The sequence below is a fragment of the Solirubrobacter ginsenosidimutans genome (genome assembly GCF_027587205.1).
Window position 1 is genome coordinate 268,289 of record NZ_JAPDOD010000001.1, and the last position, 19,897, is coordinate 288,185.

The following is a 19,897-nucleotide window of genomic DNA, read 5'->3' on the forward strand; positions in this document are numbered from 1 at the left end:
GCCGGCCACGATCCGCATCGGGGGAGCGTGCTACGCCGCCGACGTCGTGCGGGCGGGGGCGAAGAAGTCGATGAGCAGCTGGTTGACGCGCTCGGCCTCGTCGTGGTGGACCCAATGTGACGCGTCGGGCAGGCGCTCGACGCGGTCGAGGTTGGGCACGTCTTCGGGGTGGGGCTCGGCGAGGTCCGGGCCGAGGTAGCGATCCTTCTCGCCCCAGATGACCAAGGTCGGCGCCGAGATCGGGAGAAGCTCCGTCTTGGTGCCCTTCGGCGGCCGCACCGCGGCGCGGTAGTAGTCGATCATCGCGGTCGCTGCGCCCTCCTGCTCCCACGCCTCGAGGTAGCGTTCGGTCTCCTGCTCCGTATAGGGCGGCTGAGCGTCACGCAGGAAGTGCTGGAAGAACTCCCAGTCCTTCGCGCGCACGTGGTGCTCGGGCAGGTCGGGGAGGGCGAAGTAGAAGAAGTACCAGGACCGAGCGAGCTGGCTCGGGTGGCGCAGGCCCTCGTTGAGCTTGCGCGGGTGGGCGGCGTTGAGGATGGCCAGGCGGTCCACGACCTCGGGGTGGTACATCGCCGTGGCCCAGGCGGCGGTTCCGCCCCAGTCGTGACCGACCAGGAGCGCGGACTCGGCGCCGCGCTCGTGGATCAGATCGCGCACGTCGTCGGCCAGCTTGCCGGCGGTGTACGCCGCGGTGCCATCGGGCTTCGACGACAGGTTGTAGCCGGGCAGGTCGGGCGCGACCACGCGGAATCCGGCCGCCGCGAGCGGCGCGATCTGACGCCGCCAGCCGTACCAGAACTCCGGGAAGCCGTGCAGCAGCACGACCAGCGGCCCGTCGCCGGCCTCGACGTAGTGCAACGTCACGTCCCCGAGATCGGCATAGCCCTCCCGAAGTTCGGTCCCATCCTCCAAAACAAGCCTGGTCACTGCATCGGCCGAGCTCATGAGTATCTCCTCTCCAGCGTGTTCGTTGATACAGACGAGCTTGGCGCTGTCGCTCCGGCGTCGCGCCCGTGGGGGCCCTGGTCTCCTCGCTGGTGTGGCCCGTGTCGCCGGCGGGTCCCGTGCCGCGACCAGTGCGAGCTGCGCCGGCTTGCCGCCGGAGACACGTTCAAGCGCCGCGCGTGAACACGTCCGCCAGCACGAGCGCGAGCGCGGCGGCGACGAACGCCGCGATGCTGACGATGCCGTGGCGGAACGCCGAGGCGTAGTCGCCGTGCGACGAAGCGAGCTGGGTGTAGAAGACGCTGCCGGTGATCGCGATGCCGGCGGCCGTGCCGATCCGCTGGCCGGTCTGCAGCACGCCGCCGGCGCTGCCGGCGCGCTCGACCGGCACCTGGGACAGCGTGAGGGTCAGGTTGGGCGAGATCACGAGCCCGCCGCCGAGGCCGGCGATCAGCAGCGGCAGCGCCGTCCACAGCGCGACGTCGTGGCCGGGATGGGCGCCCACCGCCAGCCAGACGCCGGCCAGCCCCACGAGGACCATCGCGAGCCCGAAGGCCACGAGCTTCGGGCCGCTGCGGAGCACCTGGCGGCTGCCGGCCGACGCGACCAGCGCGCCGCCGAGCGCGAACGGCGTGGCGGCCAGACCGGACTTCCACGCGGGGTAGCCCAGCCCGAGTTGCAGGTACTGGGTGAGGATGAAGAACACCGCGATGAACCCGGCGAAGTAGAAGAGGCCCACGGGGGCGCCGAGCGCGTAGGAGCGGATCCGGAACAGGTCGAGCGACACGAGCGGCTCGCGGGTGCGACCGTAGCGGCGCTCGTGCAGCACCCACGCGACCAGCAGCGCGGCGGCGAGCGGGAAGAGCGCGAGTCGCAGCGGGCTGTGCCACGCGCGCTGCTCGATGAACGGGACGAGGATGCACAGGACCGCCGCTCCCAGCAGGACGACGCCGAGCGGGTCGAGCGCCTGGGGCCGGCGCTCGGCCGCGGTCGGCGCCGGCAGGTAGCGGCGCGAGAGCAGCAGGATCGCCGCACCGATCGGCAGGTTGACGAAGAACACCGCCCGCCAGCCGTCGTGGACGCCGAACAGTGCGATCAGCGCGCCGCCCACGAGCGGGCCGACCGCGGTCGACACACCGATGGTCGAGCCGAACAGGCCGAACGCCCTGCCGCGCTCCTGGCCCCGGAACAGGCTCTGGATGAGGCCTGAGATCTGCGGGCTGATGAGACCGCCGGCGAACCCTTGGACGATTCGCATCAACACGAGCGCGAGCGCCGTCGGCGCCAGCGCACACGCGGCGCTGGCGACGACGAACAGCGCCACACCGACCATGAACACGGGCCGCCGGCCGTGCGCGTCGCCGAAGCGGCCCGACGGCACGAGCAGCAGGCCCAGCGCGAGCGCGTAGCCGGCGACGATCCACTCCAGCGCATTCGCCTGCGCGTGCAGGCCCTGCTCGATGCTCGGCAGGGCGACGTTGACGATCGAGACGTCGAGCAGCGTCATGAATCCGGCGGCGAGGACGACGGCGAGCGCCTTCCAGCGATCCGGGTCGGGGCGGTATTCGTCCGGCGGCGGAGCCGCCGTCTTGGCTTCTTCCATCGGCAACGTCGGCATGTCCTCACCGTGCCATCGCGCACGATCGGTCGCACCTGTGTGCACCCCGGTCAGCGCGCGGGCCCGCAAGCCCGCATCCGCGCACGGGGATTCGCGGGCGCGAGCGATCGCCCGAACCGCGAGTGTCTTCCGCATGGGCCAAGAGGCAGTGGCGATCGTCACCGGCGGCTCCTTCCCGACCGGCCGCCGGGTCGCTCGCGGGTTGGCCGGCTGGGGCTGGGCGATCGTCGTCGTGTACCTCGAGCATCAGCGGACGGTCGAGGCGACGGTCGTCGAGATCCTCGCCACGGACGGCAGGATCGTGGCCGTCCGCGCCGACCTCGCCGACGACCTCGACGTCCTGCGCCTGTTCGCGGAGTCGCGCGCCGCGTTCGGGGACGTGGCCGTCGTCGTCCATACGATGACCGCCCGCGCCCCGCTGCTCCTCCGGCACGGGGCGCAGCACGTCAACCCGGGAGGCATCATCGTCACGGCAGCGGTCGGCGACCAGGTGGACCCGGTCGTCGCACGCCAGTTCCGCGAGCGCGGGATCACGGTCGACACGACCTCGCCCGACGAAATTCTCATCTTCCTCGACCGTTGGCGGCGACGTTAGAGTCGTCGCACGATGCCTAGCGCCCGAGGGCTTGGGTTCGTCGGCAGGACACGCGAGCGCGAACGCCTCGACGCAACGCTGGCGCCGACGCGCGACGGCCACAGCGCGGTGCTGGTGATCCGCGGTGAACCTGGCATCGGCAAGACCGCGCTGCTGCGCTATGCCGCACGACAGGCTTCCGGGCTGCGTACGATCGAGGTCGAGGGCGTCCAGGCGGAGATGGAGCTGGCGTTCGCCGGGATCCATCGACTCTGTCTGCCGCTGCTCGACAAGCTCGAGACGCTCGCCCCACCGCAACAGAACGCGATCGAGGTCGCCCTCGGCGTCGCCGCGGGCGATCCCCCGGACCGGTTCCTGGTCGCCGTAGCGGTACTCAACCTGCTCTGTACGACCGCCGATACCCGCCCGATCCTGTGCCTGGTCGACGACGCCCAGTGGCTCGACGCCGCCTCGGTGCAGACGTTCGGATTCGTCGCGCGGCGCCTCGCGGCGGAACCGGTGGCGATGGTGTTCACGCTGCGGGAGCCGATCACCACCACGGCGCTTCACGGGCTTCCGGATCTGCAGCTCCACGGGCTCCAAGAGCCCGATGCCCGCGCGCTCCTGTCGAGAGCCGTGCCGGGGCGACTCGATGACCGCGTCCGCGACCGGATCATCGCCGAGACCGGAGGGAACCCGCTCGGGCTCATGGAGTTGTCGCAGCGCATGAGCCCGTCGGAGCGGGCCGCCGGGTTCGCCCCGCCCGCGGCGAGCGACCTCCCGAGCCGGCTGGAGGAGCGATACCTGCGGCGAGTCGCCGAACTGCCCGAGACGGCGCGGCGCCTGATCCTGCTGGCCGCGGCCGAGCCGCTGGGGGAGGCGGCGCTGCTGTGGCGGGCGGCCGAACGACTTTCCATCGCTCCGGACGCGCTCGCGCCCGCGACCGAGGCCGGACTGCTGGAGATCCAGGAGCGGATTCGTTTCAGCCACCCGCTCGTGCGCTCGGCGGTGTACCGCGCCGCGTCGCCGGAGGAACTGCGCACCGCGCACGAGGCGCTCGCGGAGGCGAGCGATTCCGAGCTCGACGCCGACCGCCGCGCCTGGCACCTCGCGCTCGCGGCCGCCGGACCCGACGAGGGCGTGGCGGCCGCCCTCGAGCACTCCGCCGGACGGGCGCAGGGCCGAGGCGGGCTCGCGGCCGCGGCGGCGCTGCTCGAGCGGGCGACCGTACTGACCCCGGATCCGGCCCTTCAGGCAGGGCGCGCGCTGGCCGCGGCGGGGGTGAGCCTGCAGGCCGGCGCCTTCGACGCGACGCAGCGGCTGCTGGTCATGGCCGAGACCGGCCCGCTCGACCCTTTCCAGCGCGCGCTCGTGGGGTTCCTGCGGGGGAACATCGCCGTCGCGTCGGTCCGCGACTCCGGTGCTGCCGCGACGGTGATGCTGGACGCGGCGCGCGAGCTGGAGGCGTTCGACCTCGAGACCGCCCGCCGCGCCTACCTCACCGGCTGGCAGGCCGCGATCGCCGCCGGGTATCTCGGCGGAGCCGACGTGATCGTCGAGATCTGCCGCGCCGTCCGCCGCCTCCCCGCACTGCCGCCGGACCCGCATGCCCTCGACGTGCTGCTCGACGGTCTGACGCTGCTGACCACCGACGGGCGCGCCGCCGCGACGCCGGTGTTGCGGCGGGCGGCGAGCGCCCTGGTCGAGCTACCCGAGTCCGACGTCCTGCGCTGGGGTGTCGCGGCTCCCACGGCCAGCAATGCGATCTGGGACGCCGATGGCGCCACTGCCATCGCCGAACGGATGACCCGGATCGTGCGCGACGCCGCGGCGCTCGCCGTTCTGCCCACGCACCTCTCCGGCCTGGCGATGGACAGAGCGTGGAGCGGCGACCTCGCCGCAGCCCGAGCACTCATCGCCGAGAGCGACAGCGTCGCCGCGGCGACCGGGAGCCGGATCCCGCCCTTCGCCGCGGTTCGCTTGGGAGCGCTGCGAGGAAGGCTGTCCGAGGCGTCGGCGTCGATCCAGGCAGCGATCGCGCACGCGGAAGCCAACGGACAGGGGACGAGCGCACAGTTCGCCCATTGGTCGGCCGCGGTTCTATACAACGGCCTCGCCCGCTACGAGGAGGCACTCGCGGCGGCGCAGGAGGCGACGGCCAACGCCATCGATCCGTTTCAATCCATGTGGCCGCTCCCCGAGCTCGTCGAGGCGGCCGTACGCGCCGGTGAGCCCGAGCTGGCGCACGAGGCGCTCGAGCGCCTGGTGGAGACGACGCAACCGGCCGGCACCGACTTCGCGCTGGGGATCGAGGCGCGCTCGCGGGCGCTCGTGAGCGACGGTGCCGCGGCGGAGGCGCTCTACCTGGAGGCGATCGAGCGACTGAGCCGGACCCGGCTGCGACCGGAGCTCGCCCGCGGGCAGCTGGTCTTCGGTGAGTGGCTGCGGCAGCAGGGTCGCACGGCCGACGCTCGCGAGCAGCTACGCGCGGCCGAGGATCTGTTCGCGGCGATCGGCATGGAGGCGTTCTCCCAGCGCGCCCGCGCAGAGCTGGTGAGGGCGGGCGCGACGGTGCGCAGCTCCCCGGTCGAGGCGCATCAGCAGCTGACGCCGCAAGAGGATCAGATCGCCCACCTCGCCCGCGACGGGCTTACCAACGCACAGATCGGCGATCAGCTGTTCATCAGCCGGCGCACCGTCGAGTGGCACCTGCGCAAGGTGTTCGCCAAGCTGGCGATCGACTCGCGCAACGGCCTCAACGCTGCCCTACCGCGGGCGGAGTAGCGTGTGGTCATGTCCGCCCTTTGGGGGCACGCGTTCGTGGGCCGGGCAGCCGAGCGCGATGCGCTCGACGGGCTGCTGACAAGGGTGCGCGGGGGCGAGAGTGGGGCTCTCGTCATCCGCGGGCAGGCGGGGATCGGCAAGACCGCGCTGCTGCGCTACGCCGCGCGCCAGGCGTCCGGTTTCCGGGTCGTGGAACTCATGGGCGTGGAGGCGGAGATGGAGCTGCCCTTCGCCGGGATCCACCAGCTTTGCGCGACGATGCTCGACCGGCTCGCCGCGCTCCCGGCGCCGCAGCGCGAGGCCCTGAGCGTCGCGCTCGGACGTACCGCAGGGGACGCGCCGGACCCTTTCCTGACCGGGCTCGCTGTGCTCGGCCTGCTGGCCGCGGTGGCGGAGGAGCGGCCGTTGCTGTGCCTGCTCGACGACGGCCAGTGGCTGGACGGGGCGTCCAGCCAGATCGTCGGCCTCGTCGCACGACGCGTGCGGGCGGAGTCGCTCGCGATCATCGTCGCGGTACGTGAGCCCCTTGCGGCGCCGGACTTCGACCGCCTCCCCGAGCTGCGTCTCGACGGACTGCTGGAGAACGACGCCCGCCTGCTGTTGGGCAAGATCGTCACGGGCCGGCTTGACAGCCACGTCCGGGACCGGCTCGTCGGCGAGACCGACGGGAACCCGCTGGCGCTGTTGGAGCTCTCGCGGCGCATGACCGCCGCGGAGCTGGCGGGCGGCTTCGAGCTGCCCGGTGCCGGCGGGCTCACGGCGCAGCTCGAGGACCGGTACGTACGGCGCGTCGGCGAGTTGCCCGAGGAGACGCAGCGGCTGATGCTGCTGGCGGCGGCCGAGCCCTTGGCCGACGCCGCGCTGGTCCTGCGCGCGGGCCGGAGGCTCGGCATCCAGACGGGCGCGCTCGCTCCGGCCGAGACGGCGCAGCTCTTGGAGATCGGCGCCCGCGTCCGGTTCCGCCACCCACTTGTACGCTCTGCGGTCTACCGCGCCGCATCGCTCGACAGCCGGCGGCGCGCACACGCGGCCCTGTCGGAGGTCAGCGATCCGGACTCCGACGCCGATCGGCGAGCGTGGCACCGAGCACTGGCGGCGGAGGGACCGGACGAGGCGGTGGCGGCCGACCTCGAGCACTCCGCCGGCCGGGCCCAGGCGCGCGGGGGCGCCGCCGCGACGGCAGCGTTCCTCGACCGTGCCGTCGCGTTGACGCCGGACCCGGCACGGCGCGGCGAGCGTGCGCTGGCGGCAGCCCAGGCCAGCGTCCAGGCCGGTGCGTTCGCGCGGGCGCGCGGCCTGCTGGCCACCGCGGACGCGGGGCCGCTTGATGCACCTCAGCGCGTGCTCGTCGACCTGGTGCGCGCGCAACTCGCGTTCGTCAGCAGCCGCGGCACCGACGCCATCCCGCTGTTGCTCTCTGCCGCCCGCCGGCTCGAACCGCTCGACACCGCCGTCGCGCGGGAGACCTACGTGGACGCGTTCGCCGCGGCGCTGTTCGGCGCACGGCTCAACGGCGAGGTCGGGATCGCCGAGGTCGCTGACGCGGCGCGTGGCGCGCCCCGTCCCATGGAAGGCGAGGCGGCGGCCGCGGATCTGCTTCTCGACGCGCTGGTGGCCCTGGCCGAGGACTACGACTCGGCGGTGCCGCGCTGCCGTGCGGCGGTCCAGCGCCTCTCCGGCGAGGAAGCCTCGGACACGGAACGGCTGCGCTGGCTGTGGCAGGGCTGTGTCATCGCCCTCGAGGTCTGGGACGATGACCATGCGCGCTCGCTGTCGCGCTCCAGCGTCGACATCGCCCGTGAGACAGGGACGCTCGCGGAGCTCGCGCTCGCACTCAGCGCATACGCGCCGATCCTCGTGTTCTGCGGCGACCTCGACGGTGCTGCCGCCGCCGTGTCCGAGACCCAGACGGTCGAGGAGGCGACGGGCATCCGCGCCGCGCCGTACGGCGCGCTGATCCTCTCGGCGTGGCGAGGCCGGCGGCGCGAGACGGCTGACTTGATCGAGACGACCGAGCAGCAGGCGGAGGCCCGCGGAGAGGGAATCGGGCTGGCGATCTGCGCGTACGCGCGCGCCGTGCTGTGCAACGCGCTCGGCCAGTACGAGGAGGCCTTGGAAGCCGCCGCCGGCGCCGGCCGGCACCGCGAGATCGTCGCGGAGAACTGGGGGCTGAGCGAGCTGGTCGAGGCGGCCACGCGCTGCGGGAGGACCGACCTGGCGGCCGAGGCCCTCGACCGGCTGGCGGGCAAGGCCGGCGCCGCACGAACCGGTTGGGCGCTCGGCATCGAGGCGCGCTCGCGAGCCCTTCTCGCCGAAGGCGCCGAGGCCGAGCGCTGGTTTCGCGCGGCCATCGACCACCTCGGCCGGACCCACGTGCGCTCTGAGCTCGCCCGCACGCATCTGCTGCACGGCGAATGGCTGCGGCGCGAGGGTCGCCGCATCGACGCCCGAGCCGAGCTCAAAGTCGCGGTCGAGCAGTTCGCGTCGATGGGGATGCGGGCGTTCGCCGAGCGCGCCCGCATCGAGCTCGTCGCCACGGGCGAGAAGGCCCGCCGGCGGGTCGACGCGACCCGTGAAGATCTCACCCCGCACGAACGTCAGATCGCCGAGCTGGCCCGCGACGGACTCTCGAACCCCGACATCGCCGCCCGCCTGTTCCTCAGCAAGCGCACCGTCGAGTGGCATCTGCGCCACGTGTTCTCCAAGCTCGGAATCACGTCCCGGCGCCAGCTGGAGAGCGCGCTCCAGTCCTCCCCGTGGCGCTGAGCTCAGAGCCAGGAGCCGACGGAGATCTCGCGGACGTCGCGCTCTGGGTGTTCGCGCACGCCGTACAGCGTCTGCACCCCGGCCCAGAGGACCGTTCTGCCGAGGTGGTCCGGGTAGCGCTCGAGCTTGGCGTTGAAGAAACCGAGCGCGGTGTCTTGGGTCGCGAGGAGCTCCTCCGCGTCGTCGAGGTACCCGCGGGTCTCGGCGATCGTGCGCTCGGCGTCGTCGTCGAGCCGCCGGTTCTGGTGGCCGGCGACGATGTGGCGGGGCGCGAGGGCCTCGACCTTGTCGATGGCGGCACGCCAGGGCCCGAAGCCGCCCACGATCGCAGGCTGCGCGAGGTACATGTGAACGCCGTTGTAGATCACGTCGCCGGCGACGACGAGGTCGAGGTCCGGGACGTGCAGGACGGTCGTGTCATCGCTGTCGGTGGAGCCGACCTCGACGATCGCGAGCTCGTGGCCTTCGAGCGTGAACCGGTTGTCGGGCACCGTCACCGCGGTCACCGGCGAGTCGGGGAGCCCGGTGTAGACCTTGTCCCACAGCAGCGGCCGCGCGGCGAGGTTGCCGTACATCTGCGCGATCGTGCCCGCGGAGGCGACGATCCGCGCCCCAAAGCGCTCGGCGAGCAGGCCGGCGGCGAACCAGTGGTCGCCGTGGCCGTGGGTGATGAAGATGTCGGTCACGTTGCGGCCATGGCTCGCGACCCAGTCGCCGAGCACGCGCGCCTGATCCTCCGTCATCCCCGGATCGGTCAGGACCGCGTCCCGGGCGCCGTAGATCAGCGTGCTGGCCATCGGGGAGAACAGCTTCGGCTCGCCGTTGGGCAGGAAGCCGTCCTGCGGCGGGGCCTCGTTGACGAAGACGTCGTAGCCGAGTTGGGTGGTGGTCATCTCGCGCTCCGTGGTTGGTGTTGTGGCATGAGGTTCCCGCGAACCGGCTTCGGTCGCACCCGGGTGGGCACTGGTCTGTCCCGGGCCGTTTACGCTGTGCGGCGCAATGGCTGCAGAGCATCTGCGGGGCCGGACGAGCGAACGCGCCGAGCTGGACCGGGTGCTCGAGGCCGCGCGCGGCGGGCACAGCGCCGTGCTCGTCATCCGCGGCGAGGCGGGCATCGGCAAGTCAGCGCTGCTGCGCAGTCTCACCGAGGACGCCGCCGGCTTCCGCGTCGAGCAGACCGCGGGCGTCGAGTCCGAGATGGAGCTGGCCTACGCCGGCCTGCATCAGCTGTGCGCGCCGATGCTCGACGGGCTGGATGCGCTGTCGGAGCCGCAACAGGTCGCGCTCCGCGTCGCCCTGGGGCTCGCGTCCGGTGACCCTCCCGACCGCTTCCTCGTCGCGCTGGCGACGCTCGGGCTGCTGGCGGCCGTCGCCGAGGAGCGACCGCTGTTGTGCGTCGTGGACGACCTGCAGTGGCTCGACGACGGTTCCGCCCCGGTGCTCGGGTTCGTCGCACGCCGGCTGCTGGCGGAGCCGGTTGCATTGGTGTTCGCCGTGCGCGAGCCGAGCGGCGAGCCGTTGCTGCCGGGTCTGCCGGAGCTGCGGCTGCGGGGGCTCGACGAAGAGGAGGCACGAGCGTTGCTGGCGATGGCCGTCCCCGGTCCGATCGACGAGCACGTCCGCGATCGGATCGTCGCCGAGACGCGCGGCAACCCGCTCGCCGTGCTGGAGCTGGCACGCGGCGTGAACGCCGCCGAGTTGGCCGGCGGCTTCGAAGCGGCGATCGGGGCGTCGGGCAGCGTCGACTTCCGGCCCCGGCTCGCCGCGCTGCCGGCCGACACGCGACGCCTGCTGCAGCTGGCAGCGGCCGATCCGGTCGGCGATCCGCTGCTCGTGTGGCGAGCGGCCGAGCGGCTCGGGCTCGGTCCGCAGGCCGCCACGCCGGCGGTCGACGCGGATCTGCTGGAGATCGGTACGCAGGTGCGGTTCCGTCATCCGCTGGTGCGCTCGGCCGCGTATCGCTCGGCGCCCGCCGCCGAGCGACACGCGCTGCACGCTGCGCTCGCGGAGGCGACCGACGCCGACGCCCATCCCGACCGGCGTGCATGGCACCGCGCCCATGCGGCGCCCGGCCCCGACGAGGCGGTGGCCGAGGAGCTGGAGCGCTCGGCCGCGCGTGCGCAGATCCGTGGGGGGATCGCCGCATCCGCGGCGTTCCTCGAGAGCGCGGCAACGCTTACGCCCGAGCCCGGCGAGCGTGTGCGCCGCCTGCTCGCGGCAGCGCGCGCCAAGCGTGACGCGGGCGCGCTCGAGGCGGCCCTGAGCCTGCTCGGAGCGGCGTCGGCCGGCCCGACTTCGGCCGTGCAGGCCGCGGAGGTCGAGCACCTGCGAGGGCAGATCGCGTTCGATCAGCGCCGCGCCGGCGACGCCGCGCGGCTGCTCGTCGGTGCCGCCGAGCGATTCGAGTCGCTGGACCCGGCGCTGGCACGGGAGACACATCTGGAGGCGATCGGAGCGGCGATCTGGGCTGCCGACCCCGACGGCATACGCGCAGCTGCCGAGGCGGCACGCGTCTGCCCGCGCGCTTCCGGCGCGGTGGACGTGGTGCTCGACGCGCTTGCGGTGCGGTTGACGGAGGGCTACGGGGCCTCGGTGCCGGCGCTGCGTCAGGCACTGGGTACGGTCCTGGCGCAGAAGGGTCCTGACGGCGATCTCGGGCGCTGGCTGTGGTTGACAGGGCTGCGGGCGACCGGACTGATCGCGCTCGAGCTGTGGGACATCGACGCCTGGCATGAACTGGCCTCGCGGCAGGTCGAGGTCGCTCGTGAGGCGGGCGCGCTCGTGCAGCTGCAGTTCGCGCTCAACTTCTTCGCGCGCTGCCGGCTGGCCTGCGGCGAGCTCGCCGATGCCGCGGTCCTGATCGAGGAGGAGCACGTGATCGCGCAGGCGATGGGCGGTTCCGCGGTGGGCTACAACGAGATGCAGCTCGCGGCCTGGCGCGGCGAGGAAGCTCGCGCCACCGAACTGATCGAGCGGATGACTCGCGAGTCGAGCGCCCGCGGGCTCGGCCGGATGGTCGACGTCGCCGCCTACACGAAGGCCGGCCTCTACAACGGCATCGGTCGCTACGACGCGGCCCGCGACGCCGCGCGAGCGGGATTTGCGCACCGCGACCATCTCGGGTACGGCATGTTCGTCGTCGCCGAGCTGGCCGAGGCGTCATCGCGAACCGGCGATCCCGCGCTCGTCGAGGCCGCGGTCGACTGGCTCTCGGAGCGCACGCCGGTGGTCCGTTCGGACTGGGCGCTGGGGATCGAGGCCCGCGTCCGAGCGCTGTTGAACCGCGACGACGCCGAGCGCTCGTACCAATCGTCGATCGCGCATCTGGGGCGCACGCGCCTGCGCATGGAGCTCGCGCGCGCCCAGCTGCTCTACGGAGAGTGGCTGCGCCGCAACGGCCGCCGTGCCGATGCGCGCGAGCACCTGCGCAGCGCGCTCGACACCTTCGATGCGATCGGCGCCCGCGGGTTCGGCGAGCGCGCGCGCCACGAGGTGCTCGCGACCGGCGCGACGGTCCGCAAACGCCGCGACGACACCCGCGACGATCTCACGCCGCAGGAGGAGCACATCGCGCGGCTCGCGCTCGCGGGCAGGTCGAACCCGGAGATCGGCGCCGAGCTCTTCATCAGCCCGCGCACCGTCGAGTGGCACATGAAGAAGGTGTTCATCAAGCTCGGCATCAGCTCGCGCAAAGAGCTCGCCGGCGCCCTGCCGGTACCGGCCTGACCTGGGCGCCGGCGTCTCCACATCGCGATCAGGCGTCGGGCAGCGATTCGACGACGCGGTGGCCGAGCGAGCGTTCGAGGTCGCTGTCGGTGTTGAGCCCGAGGGCTTGTAGCCGCGCCCACTGCGCTTGCTGAGCGGGACGGGCGAAGAGCTCGCGGAAGTCGGTGATCGCGCCCGTCAGCTCGGCTTCGGCGGGGAGCGTGGCCCGGTCGACGTGGGCCTTCGTGGACCAGACGGGCGAGCCGGGCCATCGGAGCGCCGCCGGGTACGACGCCGATCCCGACCTCGAACTGGCCGAGCAGCGTGTTCTCGCGCGAGGCGAAGCGCAGGTCGCAGGCGAGGATGAACTCGCTGCCGGCGCCGCGGGCGCGTCCGCGGATCGCGCAGAAGAAGCGTCCCGCGACTCGTCTGAGAAATCGCCAGTGTCTTCACGGGCAAAGACCCCGGGGCTCACGGGTGCGATGCACGCCAGGCGGCGGGATGCTTACGCCCCAACAACACCACGGTCCAAGGAGCTCACCATGAGCACCACCGACGTCCACCCTGATGGCCCGGCCACCGGCCAGCAGATCGCGACCATCGACATGAAGCTCGAGGTCGTGACGCTGCCGGTCTCCGACGTGGATCGCGCGAAGCGCTTCTATCAGCGCCTCGGATGGCGCTTGGACGCCGACTTCGCGATCAGCGACAGCATTCGCGCAGTCCAGTTCACGCCGCCGCGGTCAGACGCCTCGATCTCGTTCGGAAAGGGTCTGACCACTGCCGAGCCGGGCTCCGTTCAGCGCCTGGAGCTCGTCGTCTCCGACATCGTCGCGGCACGCGAGGACCTGATCGCCCGCGGCGTCGAGGTCAGCGAGCTGTTTCACCGCGGCGCCGAAGGGCTCGCCCCGGGCCCTGACCCGGAGCGGCGGTCCTACTTGACGTACGCGTCGTTCAGCGACCCGGACGGAAACGGGTGGCTGCTCCAGGAAATCAAGACCCGTCTGCCGGGGCGCCTCTGGGAGGACTGAGGACTCGGCTGCGCGGGTCGCGCGGATAGACCGCCAGCGCAGCGGCTCCGTCGAGGCGCTCGGCCCAGTCGAGTGCCTCGACGACCTCGTCCTGGCTCAGCTCCACGCGCGCACGCCCAGCCGCGATCGGAAACACCCCGTCGGGAACGTCGGTTCGCCAGCGGACGGTGCTCCACCAAGCGTCGGCGACGACGCCGGGACAGCGCCGGAGTGCGTAGTAAGAGGTGTTCTCGACCAAAGGAAGCTCCCCGCGAAGCTGTGAAAACCCTGTGAAGCCGTCAGGCTACACGAGGTTCGTGCGGAGCCTGTGAAAACTCGCTCCGTCAAGCCGCCGCGTTCGCGAGTGCGCCCCTGGTCAGCGAAACGACGGGGTAACGGACACGGTTCACAAGCGCGTTACCTAGAGGTCCGAGGTAACCCGGACGATGCCGCCGTCGTGTTTCTTTCTAAAGGGGTACATATGGCGAGCGGGTCCGAACCAAACGATGGCGTAGAAGGGGTCGGTGTCCACGTCACGAGACGACGCCGACGGGTCGCGAAGACCGGCTTCGGCGGAAGGCCGCGTGCCATCGCCGCCGGCGCCGTCGCCATCGTCCTCGCAGGCGCGGGGGTGACCTACGCCGCCACGGACGTGTTCGGCCACAACCAGGTCGGAACCGAGTACGCCAACGGGATCCAGGTCTCCGACGACCAGATCATCCAGCCGCTGGGCGAGCGCCTGACGACCCAGCTGGGCAAGTTCATGGGCTCGACGGTCAGCCCGGACGGCCGCTTCCTCGCGGCCACCAGCACAGACCGGTCGGTCGTATTGCAGATCTTCGACCTGCAGAGCTACAAGCTCCTCTGGTCGGTCGGCACGTCGGCGTCGGCGAATCAGAAGTTCAGCAACGGAACCGTCGGGCAAACCGGCCCGACGTATTCGCCGAACGGGAAGATGCTCTGGGTCCCGGAGCAGACCGGCCTGAGCCGCTTCCCGGTCAACAAGGACGGCACGCTCGGCACGCCGGTCACCGTGACGATCCCGACGGTGAGCGGGCACGCCCCGCTGACGGGCCAGATCGCCTACTCGCCGGACAAGGCCACGCTGTACGCGGCGGTCAACGGGCAGAACACCGTCGTCTCGATGGATCCCAACACGGGTGCGATCCAGCACACGTGGAACGTCGGCATCGCCCCGCGCGAGCTGAAGTTCGTCGGCAAGAAGCTCTACGTCAGCGACGAGGGCGGCCGCGCGGCGCGCCCCGGCGAGACGACGATGGACTCCTACGGCACCGCGGTGCCCGCCGATCCGTACAAGGGCACGTCGACGACCGGCGCCGTCAGCGTCATCAACACCGCGGACGCGACCGCGGCGGTCGGATCGATCGCCGTCGGCCTGCACCCGACCGCGATGTACTCGCCCGCCAAGGGCGTCCTGTTCGTCGCCAACACCAACAGCGACACGGTGTCGGTGATCGACACCAAGAAGGACAAGGTCGTCCAGACGATCGACACCAAGCCGTGGCCGTCGTCGGACACCGGCTACGCGCCGACCGGCATCGCGCTGACCGCCGACAACCATCTGCTGGTCACGCTCGGCCGCGCGAACGCCGTCGCCGTGTATCAGTACGAGGGCGATCCGCAGGAGCCGGTCTCCTACATCGGCCTGGTGCCGACGGACTATTACCCGGCGGACGTCGCCACGGTCGGCGACAACATCTTCATCACCAACACCCGCGGTATCGACGCGCGTGGCCCGAACCTCTCGTTCAGCCAGGGCGTGGGCACGACGGTCGCGGTCGGTCACGGCACGCACGGCACGACGGCGTCGCTCACGCGCTTCACGCTGCCCAAGGACAAGCAGATCACCAACCAGTACACGGACAAGGTCTTCGCGCAGAACGGCTGGGGCAAGAAGGACGTCCAGCAGGCCGCCAACAAGAAGGCCGCTCCGGTGCCGGTCCCGGCGAAGATCGGCGACCCGTCGACGATCAAGCACGTCTTCCTGCTGGTCAAGGAGAACCGCACCTACGACCAGGTCTACGGCGACATGGCCCAGGGCAACGGCGACGCCACGCTCGCGCAGTTCGGCGCGACGGTCACGCCGAACCAGCACGCGCTGGCCAAGCAGTTCGGCCTCTACGACAACACGTACGACGTCGGCACCAACTCCGCCGAGGGGCACAACTGGCTGATGCAGGGCGACAACCCGGAGTACACGGAGTCCTCCGCGGGTGAGTACCAGCGCAGCTACGACACCGAGGAGGACGTGCTCGGCCACCAGCGCTCGGGCTTCCTCTGGACCGCGGTCGAGGACGCGGGCAACACCGCGCGCAACTACGGCGAGTTCGAGTACACCGAGGGCAAGCCGGCCGGCAGCACGTGGCAGCAGTACTACTGCGCGTCCAAGGGCGTCGGCGCGGGCGGGGATCCGGCCCAGTTGACGACCGCGCAGCTGAAGGGCAACTACGGCTCGGTGATCCCGTCGCTGAACGCGATCGCCGATCACCTCTCGCCGCCGTTCGACACCTCGATCCCGGATCTGTACCGGTACGAGATCTGGAAGCAGGACTTCCTGCAGAACGGCCCGGCGAACCTCAACATGATGTGGCTCTCCAGCGATCACACCGGCGGTCCCGTGTCGCCGCGGGCCCAGGTCGCCGACGGTGACCTCGCGGTCGGCAAGATCGTCGACACGATCTCGCACAGCTCCTACTGGAAGGACTCGGTCATCTTCGTGGTCGAGGACGACAGCCAGGCCGGCGCCGACCACGTCGACGGCCACCGCGCGCCGATCCAGATCATCAGCCCCTACGCGCAGCACGGCAAGGTCGATTCGACCTACTACTCGCAGATCACGATGGTGCGCACGATCGAGCAGATCCTCGGCGCGCAGCCGCTGAACGAGAAGGTCGCCGCAGCGACGCCGATGGCCGGCGCGTTCACGACGACGCCGGACATGACGCCGTTCACCGCGGTGCCGAACCAGGTGTCGCTGACGGAGAGCATCAAGGCCGCGCCGGAATGCGGCCTCGACACGCCGGGCCAGACCACCACGTCCACGAGCTCGACCACGACCGTGACCGGCTCGGTGACCCCGGACCCGACGGTGGCCGCCGGCCAGCAGGCCATCGCCTCCGCCTGGAGCGCATGGCTGGCCAAGCAGAAGACCACCGGCAACGGCGCCACCCCCGACTACGCGAACCCGGAGCAGATGAACCGGTACACGTGGTACGTGACGCACGACTGGAAGGTGCCCTACCCGGGTGACTCCAAGATCTACGCCCCGGAGGACGTCCCGGGCGCGTACATCCCGAGCCCGGACAGCAACTAGCAACGACAAACCAGCGCAGTGCGACGGCCCGCCGGTTCCGCCGGCGGGCCGTCGGCTGTCTTTTTGAGATGCCTGAATTACAAGCAGTCCGCGCGCGCGGAGTCAGTAAGTCATTTGGCGAGGTCGTCGCCCTCGACGGCGTGGACCTCGAGATCACGGAGGGCCAGGTGCACGGCCTGGTCGGACCGAACGGGGCGGGAAAGACGACGCTCCTAGGCCTCCTGCTCGGCCTTGCCCAGGCCGACGGCGGCGAGTTGGAGATCCTCGGGAGTCCGGTGCGCCGGACGCTCGCGCTTCCGGATGGGGTCGCGGGGTTCGTGGACGGGCCGGGGTTGTATCCGTCGTTGACCGCCCGGCAGAACCTCGCCGCGCTGGCGCGGCTGCGGGGCGAAGGCTCGGGTGGCATCGCCGATGCGCTGGAGCAGGTCGGGCTCACCGACGTCGCCGACGATCGTGTTCGCGGCTTCTCGCTGGGGATGCGCCAGCGGCTCGGGCTGGCCGCCGCGCTGTTGACACGTCCGCGGCTGCTGGTGCTCGACGAGCCGGCCAACGGTCTCGACCCGATCGGCACCCGGCATGTGCATCGTGTGCTGACGAGGCTGGCGGCGCATGGCACGGCGGTGGTGCTCTCCAGCCACCGGATGGATGACCTCGCCGCACTGTGCAGCGAGGTGACGCTGCTCGCCACGGGTCGCGTGGTGTTCTCCGGCCCGATCAGCGAGCTCGCTGCGGATGCGGACGAGTTGGACTACCGGTTGCGGACCTCCGACGCCGTCGTGGCGCGGCGGGTCGCGACCGAGACGCCGGGAGTGCGCGTGCTCCCGGACGACGAGCTTCTGCAACGGCAGGATGCCGACGCGCTCCTGGTGCGCGTGTCGGTGCAGGCCTTGGACGAGCTGGTCGCGCGCCTGGTCGGCGCCGGCGTGGGGGTGCGCGAACTGGCGCCCGTCGTGGCGCCGCTCGAGGCGGCCTTCCTGGCCCTGACCGCGAAAGCCCCGATGAAGGATGAGGAACTGTGACCGCCGCGGAAGCCGCCACCCTGACGATCGCCGACGCGCGGCCGGCGCCCGTCGGGCGCAGCTTTCGGTTCGAGCTGGTCAAGCTGCTGGCGCAGTGGCCGGTCCGGCTGGGGCTGCTGGCCTGCTGGCTGGGCCCGGCGCTGCTCGTGGCGATCATCAGCCAGCAGAGCTCGCTGCCGTCGGACACGGTCTTCGGCCGTTGGATGGGTCAGACCGGCTGGTCGGGATCGCTGGTGGTGCTGACGTTCTCATGCAGCTGGGTGCTCCCGCTGCTGACGTCGCTGGTCGCGGGCGACGTGTTCGCCACCGAGGACCGGCTCGGCACGTGGCGGCACCTGCTCGTCGCGGTGCGCTCGCCGCGGCGGATCTTCGCGGCCAAGGCGCTGGCGAGCCTCATCGTGATCGCGCTGCTCACGGCCGGCTTGACGATCTCGGGCATCGCCGGAGGGCTGGCGGCGGTCGGCAACCGGCCGCTGGTCGGCCTCGACGGGCACCTGCTCGCGCCCGGCTCGGCAGCCGGTGCCGTCCTGCTCGCGTGGGTGTGCGTGCTGGCGCCGACGCTCGCGTTCGCGGCGATCGGGCTGCTCGGCTCGGTCGTGTTCGGCCGCTCCCCGATGGGCCTGATCATGCCCGCGCTGCTCGCTCTCCTGCTGGGCATCGTGCAACTGCTCCCGCTGCCCGTCGTCGTGCGCGCCGCGCTGCCCAGCTACGCCTTCATCGCGTGGCGGGGCCTGTTCACCGACCCCGCCCAGATCGGCCCGCTCGCCGTCGCCGTCGCCGTGAGCCTCGTCTGGGCGGTGGCCGCGACGTTGCTGGCCTACCGGCTCTTCATGCGCCGCGACTTCACCGACCTCGCCTACGACGGTGCCGGCCGCCGCGTCCTCGCGCAGGCGGCGCTGCCCTTGGCGGGTGTGCTCGCCGTCACCGTCGGGGTGCTCGGCGTCGCAACCTCGGCGTCCGGCTCCGGGGTCGACAAGGCCAAGCTCGACGGCTCGCTCGCGACCGCGTTCGCCCACCTGTACGTCATGCAGACCGACGAGCTGCACCGCCCGGCGGTCACGGAGGCGGACCTGCGCACGCGCGCCGCCTGTGACAAGGGCGGCTCCCGCGTCGACGACGTCGGAGCGGGCAACGACTGGCGCTGCGTCGTGACGTGGCGCCTCCCGGGCTCCACGGCGACCGGCTCAGCGATCTATCAGCTCGACGTCACCCCGGATGGGCGCTACGTCGCCGACGGCGACGGTCCGCAGCAGGTCAACGGCTTCTTCCAGGTCCGGACCGCGACGGGCGACCAGCCGAACCCCCTGTGGCAGTTCGACGGCCTCGTCAATCTGCTCACGCAAGCGCCCGGGGCGGCGGCCGGCGGGACGAGCCCAGGCGTGCGGTGACCCCGCGGCGGCGCGCGCGCAGCGCGAAGTACAGGAAGGCCAGCGAGGACGCGGCCGCGAGGCTGAACGGCTGTCCGACGCCGTTGTCGTGTGTGCGCACCAAGGTGTCGATCCCGCGGAAGAGGAAGATCGCCGCCACCACGGCCGCCGCCGCGGCGCCGACCAGCAGTTCGAGGTCGAACAACTCCCCGAGCCGCCCCGGCAACGACCAGCGGCGCTGCAGCGGGACGTAGAGCACCAACACCAGGATGCCGATCATCCCGCAGGCCAGCGTGTCTATGAGGTAGTGCGAAGCATGTACCGCGGTCGTCACGTCCACGCAGCCGTGTGCGGTGGGCGCGGCGGCCTGCCACTCGCGGCATTCGGCGGCGGTATAGGAGTCGGCTGGGAACGCGGTGGCGATTGCCGCCGGGCCCCACAGCGCCCGCACGATCAGCCCCAAGACGCCGGCGAGCCCGATCGCCACGCCACCCACGCCGCCGATCAGCAGCAGCGAGAGCGAGGCTCGCCGGCGCAGCGCGGGAGTGAGATAGAGCGTCACGCGCGGCGGGCCGGCGGCGACCTCGACGGGCCCCATCCGCCGCACCGCCTCGGCGCGTGCTTCTTCGCACGACAGCCCTGAATCCTCAAGGCTCGCCGCCGATTCGTAGAGGTGTAACTCGGCCTCGGCCAGCGCGCGCCGGATGTCACGCGGGGTACCGGGCAGCGCGACGAGCAGCCGGTCGAGGTACGCCTCGATCGGATCGTCGACCAT

The 19,897-nt window shown here is 71.8% G+C and carries 12 protein-coding genes and 1 pseudogene; 8 read left to right on the top strand and 5 right to left on the bottom strand.

The genetic code is table 11. The features are described 5' to 3' along the window. Positions 1-30: 30 nt before the first annotated feature. A complete protein-coding gene (locus OM076_RS01185; RefSeq protein WP_270037460.1) occupies positions 31-945 on the bottom strand; it encodes an alpha/beta fold hydrolase in 915 nt (304 codons plus the stop codon). A gap of 166 nt (positions 946-1,111) precedes the next feature. Beyond that, positions 1,112-2,563 (bottom strand): MFS transporter, encoded by a 1,452-nt coding sequence (locus OM076_RS01190; RefSeq protein ID WP_270037462.1) that lies wholly within the window; start codon positions 2,561-2,563, stop codon positions 1,112-1,114. Positions 2,564-2,696: 133 nt separating this feature from the next. Between OM076_RS01190 and OM076_RS01195 the strand changes: the two genes are divergently transcribed. From OM076_RS01195 to OM076_RS01205, 3 genes are read left to right on the top strand one after another with little or no spacing between them, the layout of a single operon-like run. Continuing rightward, positions 2,697-3,158 carry an SDR family NAD(P)-dependent oxidoreductase gene (locus OM076_RS01195; RefSeq protein WP_270037464.1) on the top strand — a complete coding sequence of 154 codons (462 nt, stop codon included), beginning with the start codon at positions 2,697-2,699 and terminating at the stop codon, positions 3,156-3,158. 12 nt (positions 3,159-3,170) lie between these two features. Further along, positions 3,171-5,921 carry an ATP-binding protein gene (locus tag OM076_RS01200; RefSeq protein ID WP_270037465.1) on the top strand — a complete coding sequence of 917 codons (2,751 nt, stop codon included), beginning with the start codon at positions 3,171-3,173 and terminating at the stop codon, positions 5,919-5,921. Positions 5,922-5,930: 9 nt separating this feature from the next. Beyond that, a complete protein-coding gene (locus OM076_RS01205; protein ID WP_270037467.1) occupies positions 5,931-8,687 on the top strand; it encodes an ATP-binding protein in 2,757 nt (918 codons plus the stop codon). Positions 8,688-8,689: 2 nt separating this feature from the next. Here the strand turns inward: OM076_RS01205 and OM076_RS01210 are convergent, their stop codons facing one another. Beyond that, the gene (locus tag OM076_RS01210; RefSeq protein WP_270037469.1) at positions 8,690-9,580 is read right to left on the bottom strand and encodes an MBL fold metallo-hydrolase; all 891 of its coding nucleotides are present in this window, start codon (positions 9,578-9,580) and stop codon (positions 8,690-8,692) included. 106 nt (positions 9,581-9,686) lie between these two features. Here OM076_RS01210 and OM076_RS01215 point away from each other — a divergent pair, with 106 nt between their 5' ends. Further along, complete coding sequence (locus tag OM076_RS01215) at positions 9,687-12,413, top strand: helix-turn-helix transcriptional regulator (protein WP_270037471.1); 2,727 nt, start codon at positions 9,687-9,689, stop codon at positions 12,411-12,413. Positions 12,414-12,631: 218 nt separating this feature from the next. Here the strand turns inward: OM076_RS01215 and OM076_RS46725 are convergent. Continuing rightward, a pseudogene (locus OM076_RS46725) lies at positions 12,632-12,796 on the bottom strand (enoyl-CoA hydratase/isomerase family protein); the annotation flags it as partial. A 138-nt stretch (positions 12,797-12,934) separates the two neighbouring features. Between OM076_RS46725 and OM076_RS01220 the strand changes: the two are divergent. The 4 genes from OM076_RS01220 to OM076_RS01235 all read left to right on the top strand — a co-directional run bounded on the left by OM076_RS01220 (position 12,935) and on the right by OM076_RS01235 (position 19,143). Next, positions 12,935-13,423 carry a VOC family protein gene (locus OM076_RS01220; RefSeq protein ID WP_270037473.1) on the top strand — a complete coding sequence of 163 codons (489 nt, stop codon included), beginning with the start codon at positions 12,935-12,937 and terminating at the stop codon, positions 13,421-13,423. 460 nt (positions 13,424-13,883) lie between these two features. After that, complete coding sequence (locus tag OM076_RS45810; protein WP_372517983.1) at positions 13,884-16,736, top strand: alkaline phosphatase family protein; 2,853 nt, start codon at positions 13,884-13,886, stop codon at positions 16,734-16,736. Positions 16,737-16,804: 68 nt separating this feature from the next. After that, positions 16,805-17,755, top strand: a complete 951-nt coding sequence (locus OM076_RS01230; RefSeq protein WP_272597439.1) for an ABC transporter ATP-binding protein — start codon at positions 16,805-16,807, stop codon at positions 17,753-17,755. Next, complete coding sequence (locus OM076_RS01235; protein ID WP_270037476.1) at positions 17,752-19,143, top strand: ABC transporter permease; 1,392 nt, start codon at positions 17,752-17,754, stop codon at positions 19,141-19,143. The genes OM076_RS01230 and OM076_RS01235 overlap by 4 nt, the downstream gene beginning before the upstream one ends. Here the strand turns inward: OM076_RS01235 and OM076_RS01240 are convergent. Next, positions 19,091-19,897: a permease prefix domain 1-containing protein gene (locus OM076_RS01240; RefSeq protein WP_270037790.1), complete on the bottom strand. Its 807-nt coding sequence runs from the start codon at positions 19,895-19,897 to the stop codon at positions 19,091-19,093. The two genes, OM076_RS01235 and OM076_RS01240, sit on opposite strands and share 53 nt — an antisense overlap.

Coding starts and splice junctions, on each gene's coding strand:
- OM076_RS01210 (WP_270037469.1), bottom strand. CDS start 9,580: ATGACCACCACCCAACTCGGCTACGACGTCTTCGTCAACGAGGCCCCG.
- OM076_RS01215 (WP_270037471.1), top strand. CDS start 9,687: ATGGCTGCAGAGCATCTGCGGGGCCGGACGAGCGAACGCGCCGAGCTG.
- OM076_RS01205 (WP_270037467.1), top strand. CDS start 5,931: ATGTCCGCCCTTTGGGGGCACGCGTTCGTGGGCCGGGCAGCCGAGCGC.
- OM076_RS01200 (WP_270037465.1), top strand. CDS start 3,171: ATGCCTAGCGCCCGAGGGCTTGGGTTCGTCGGCAGGACACGCGAGCGC.
- OM076_RS01240 (WP_270037790.1), bottom strand. CDS start 19,897: ATGGTCGACGATCCGATCGAGGCGTACCTCGACCGGCTGCTCGTCGCG.
- OM076_RS01195 (WP_270037464.1), top strand. CDS start 2,697: ATGGGCCAAGAGGCAGTGGCGATCGTCACCGGCGGCTCCTTCCCGACC.
- OM076_RS01220 (WP_270037473.1), top strand. CDS start 12,935: ATGAGCACCACCGACGTCCACCCTGATGGCCCGGCCACCGGCCAGCAG.
- OM076_RS01230 (WP_272597439.1), top strand. CDS start 16,805: ATGCCTGAATTACAAGCAGTCCGCGCGCGCGGAGTCAGTAAGTCATTT.
- OM076_RS01190 (WP_270037462.1), bottom strand. CDS start 2,563: ATGCCGACGTTGCCGATGGAAGAAGCCAAGACGGCGGCTCCGCCGCCG.
- OM076_RS45810 (WP_372517983.1), top strand. CDS start 13,884: ATGGCGAGCGGGTCCGAACCAAACGATGGCGTAGAAGGGGTCGGTGTC.
- OM076_RS01185 (WP_270037460.1), bottom strand. CDS start 945: ATGAGCTCGGCCGATGCAGTGACCAGGCTTGTTTTGGAGGATGGGACC.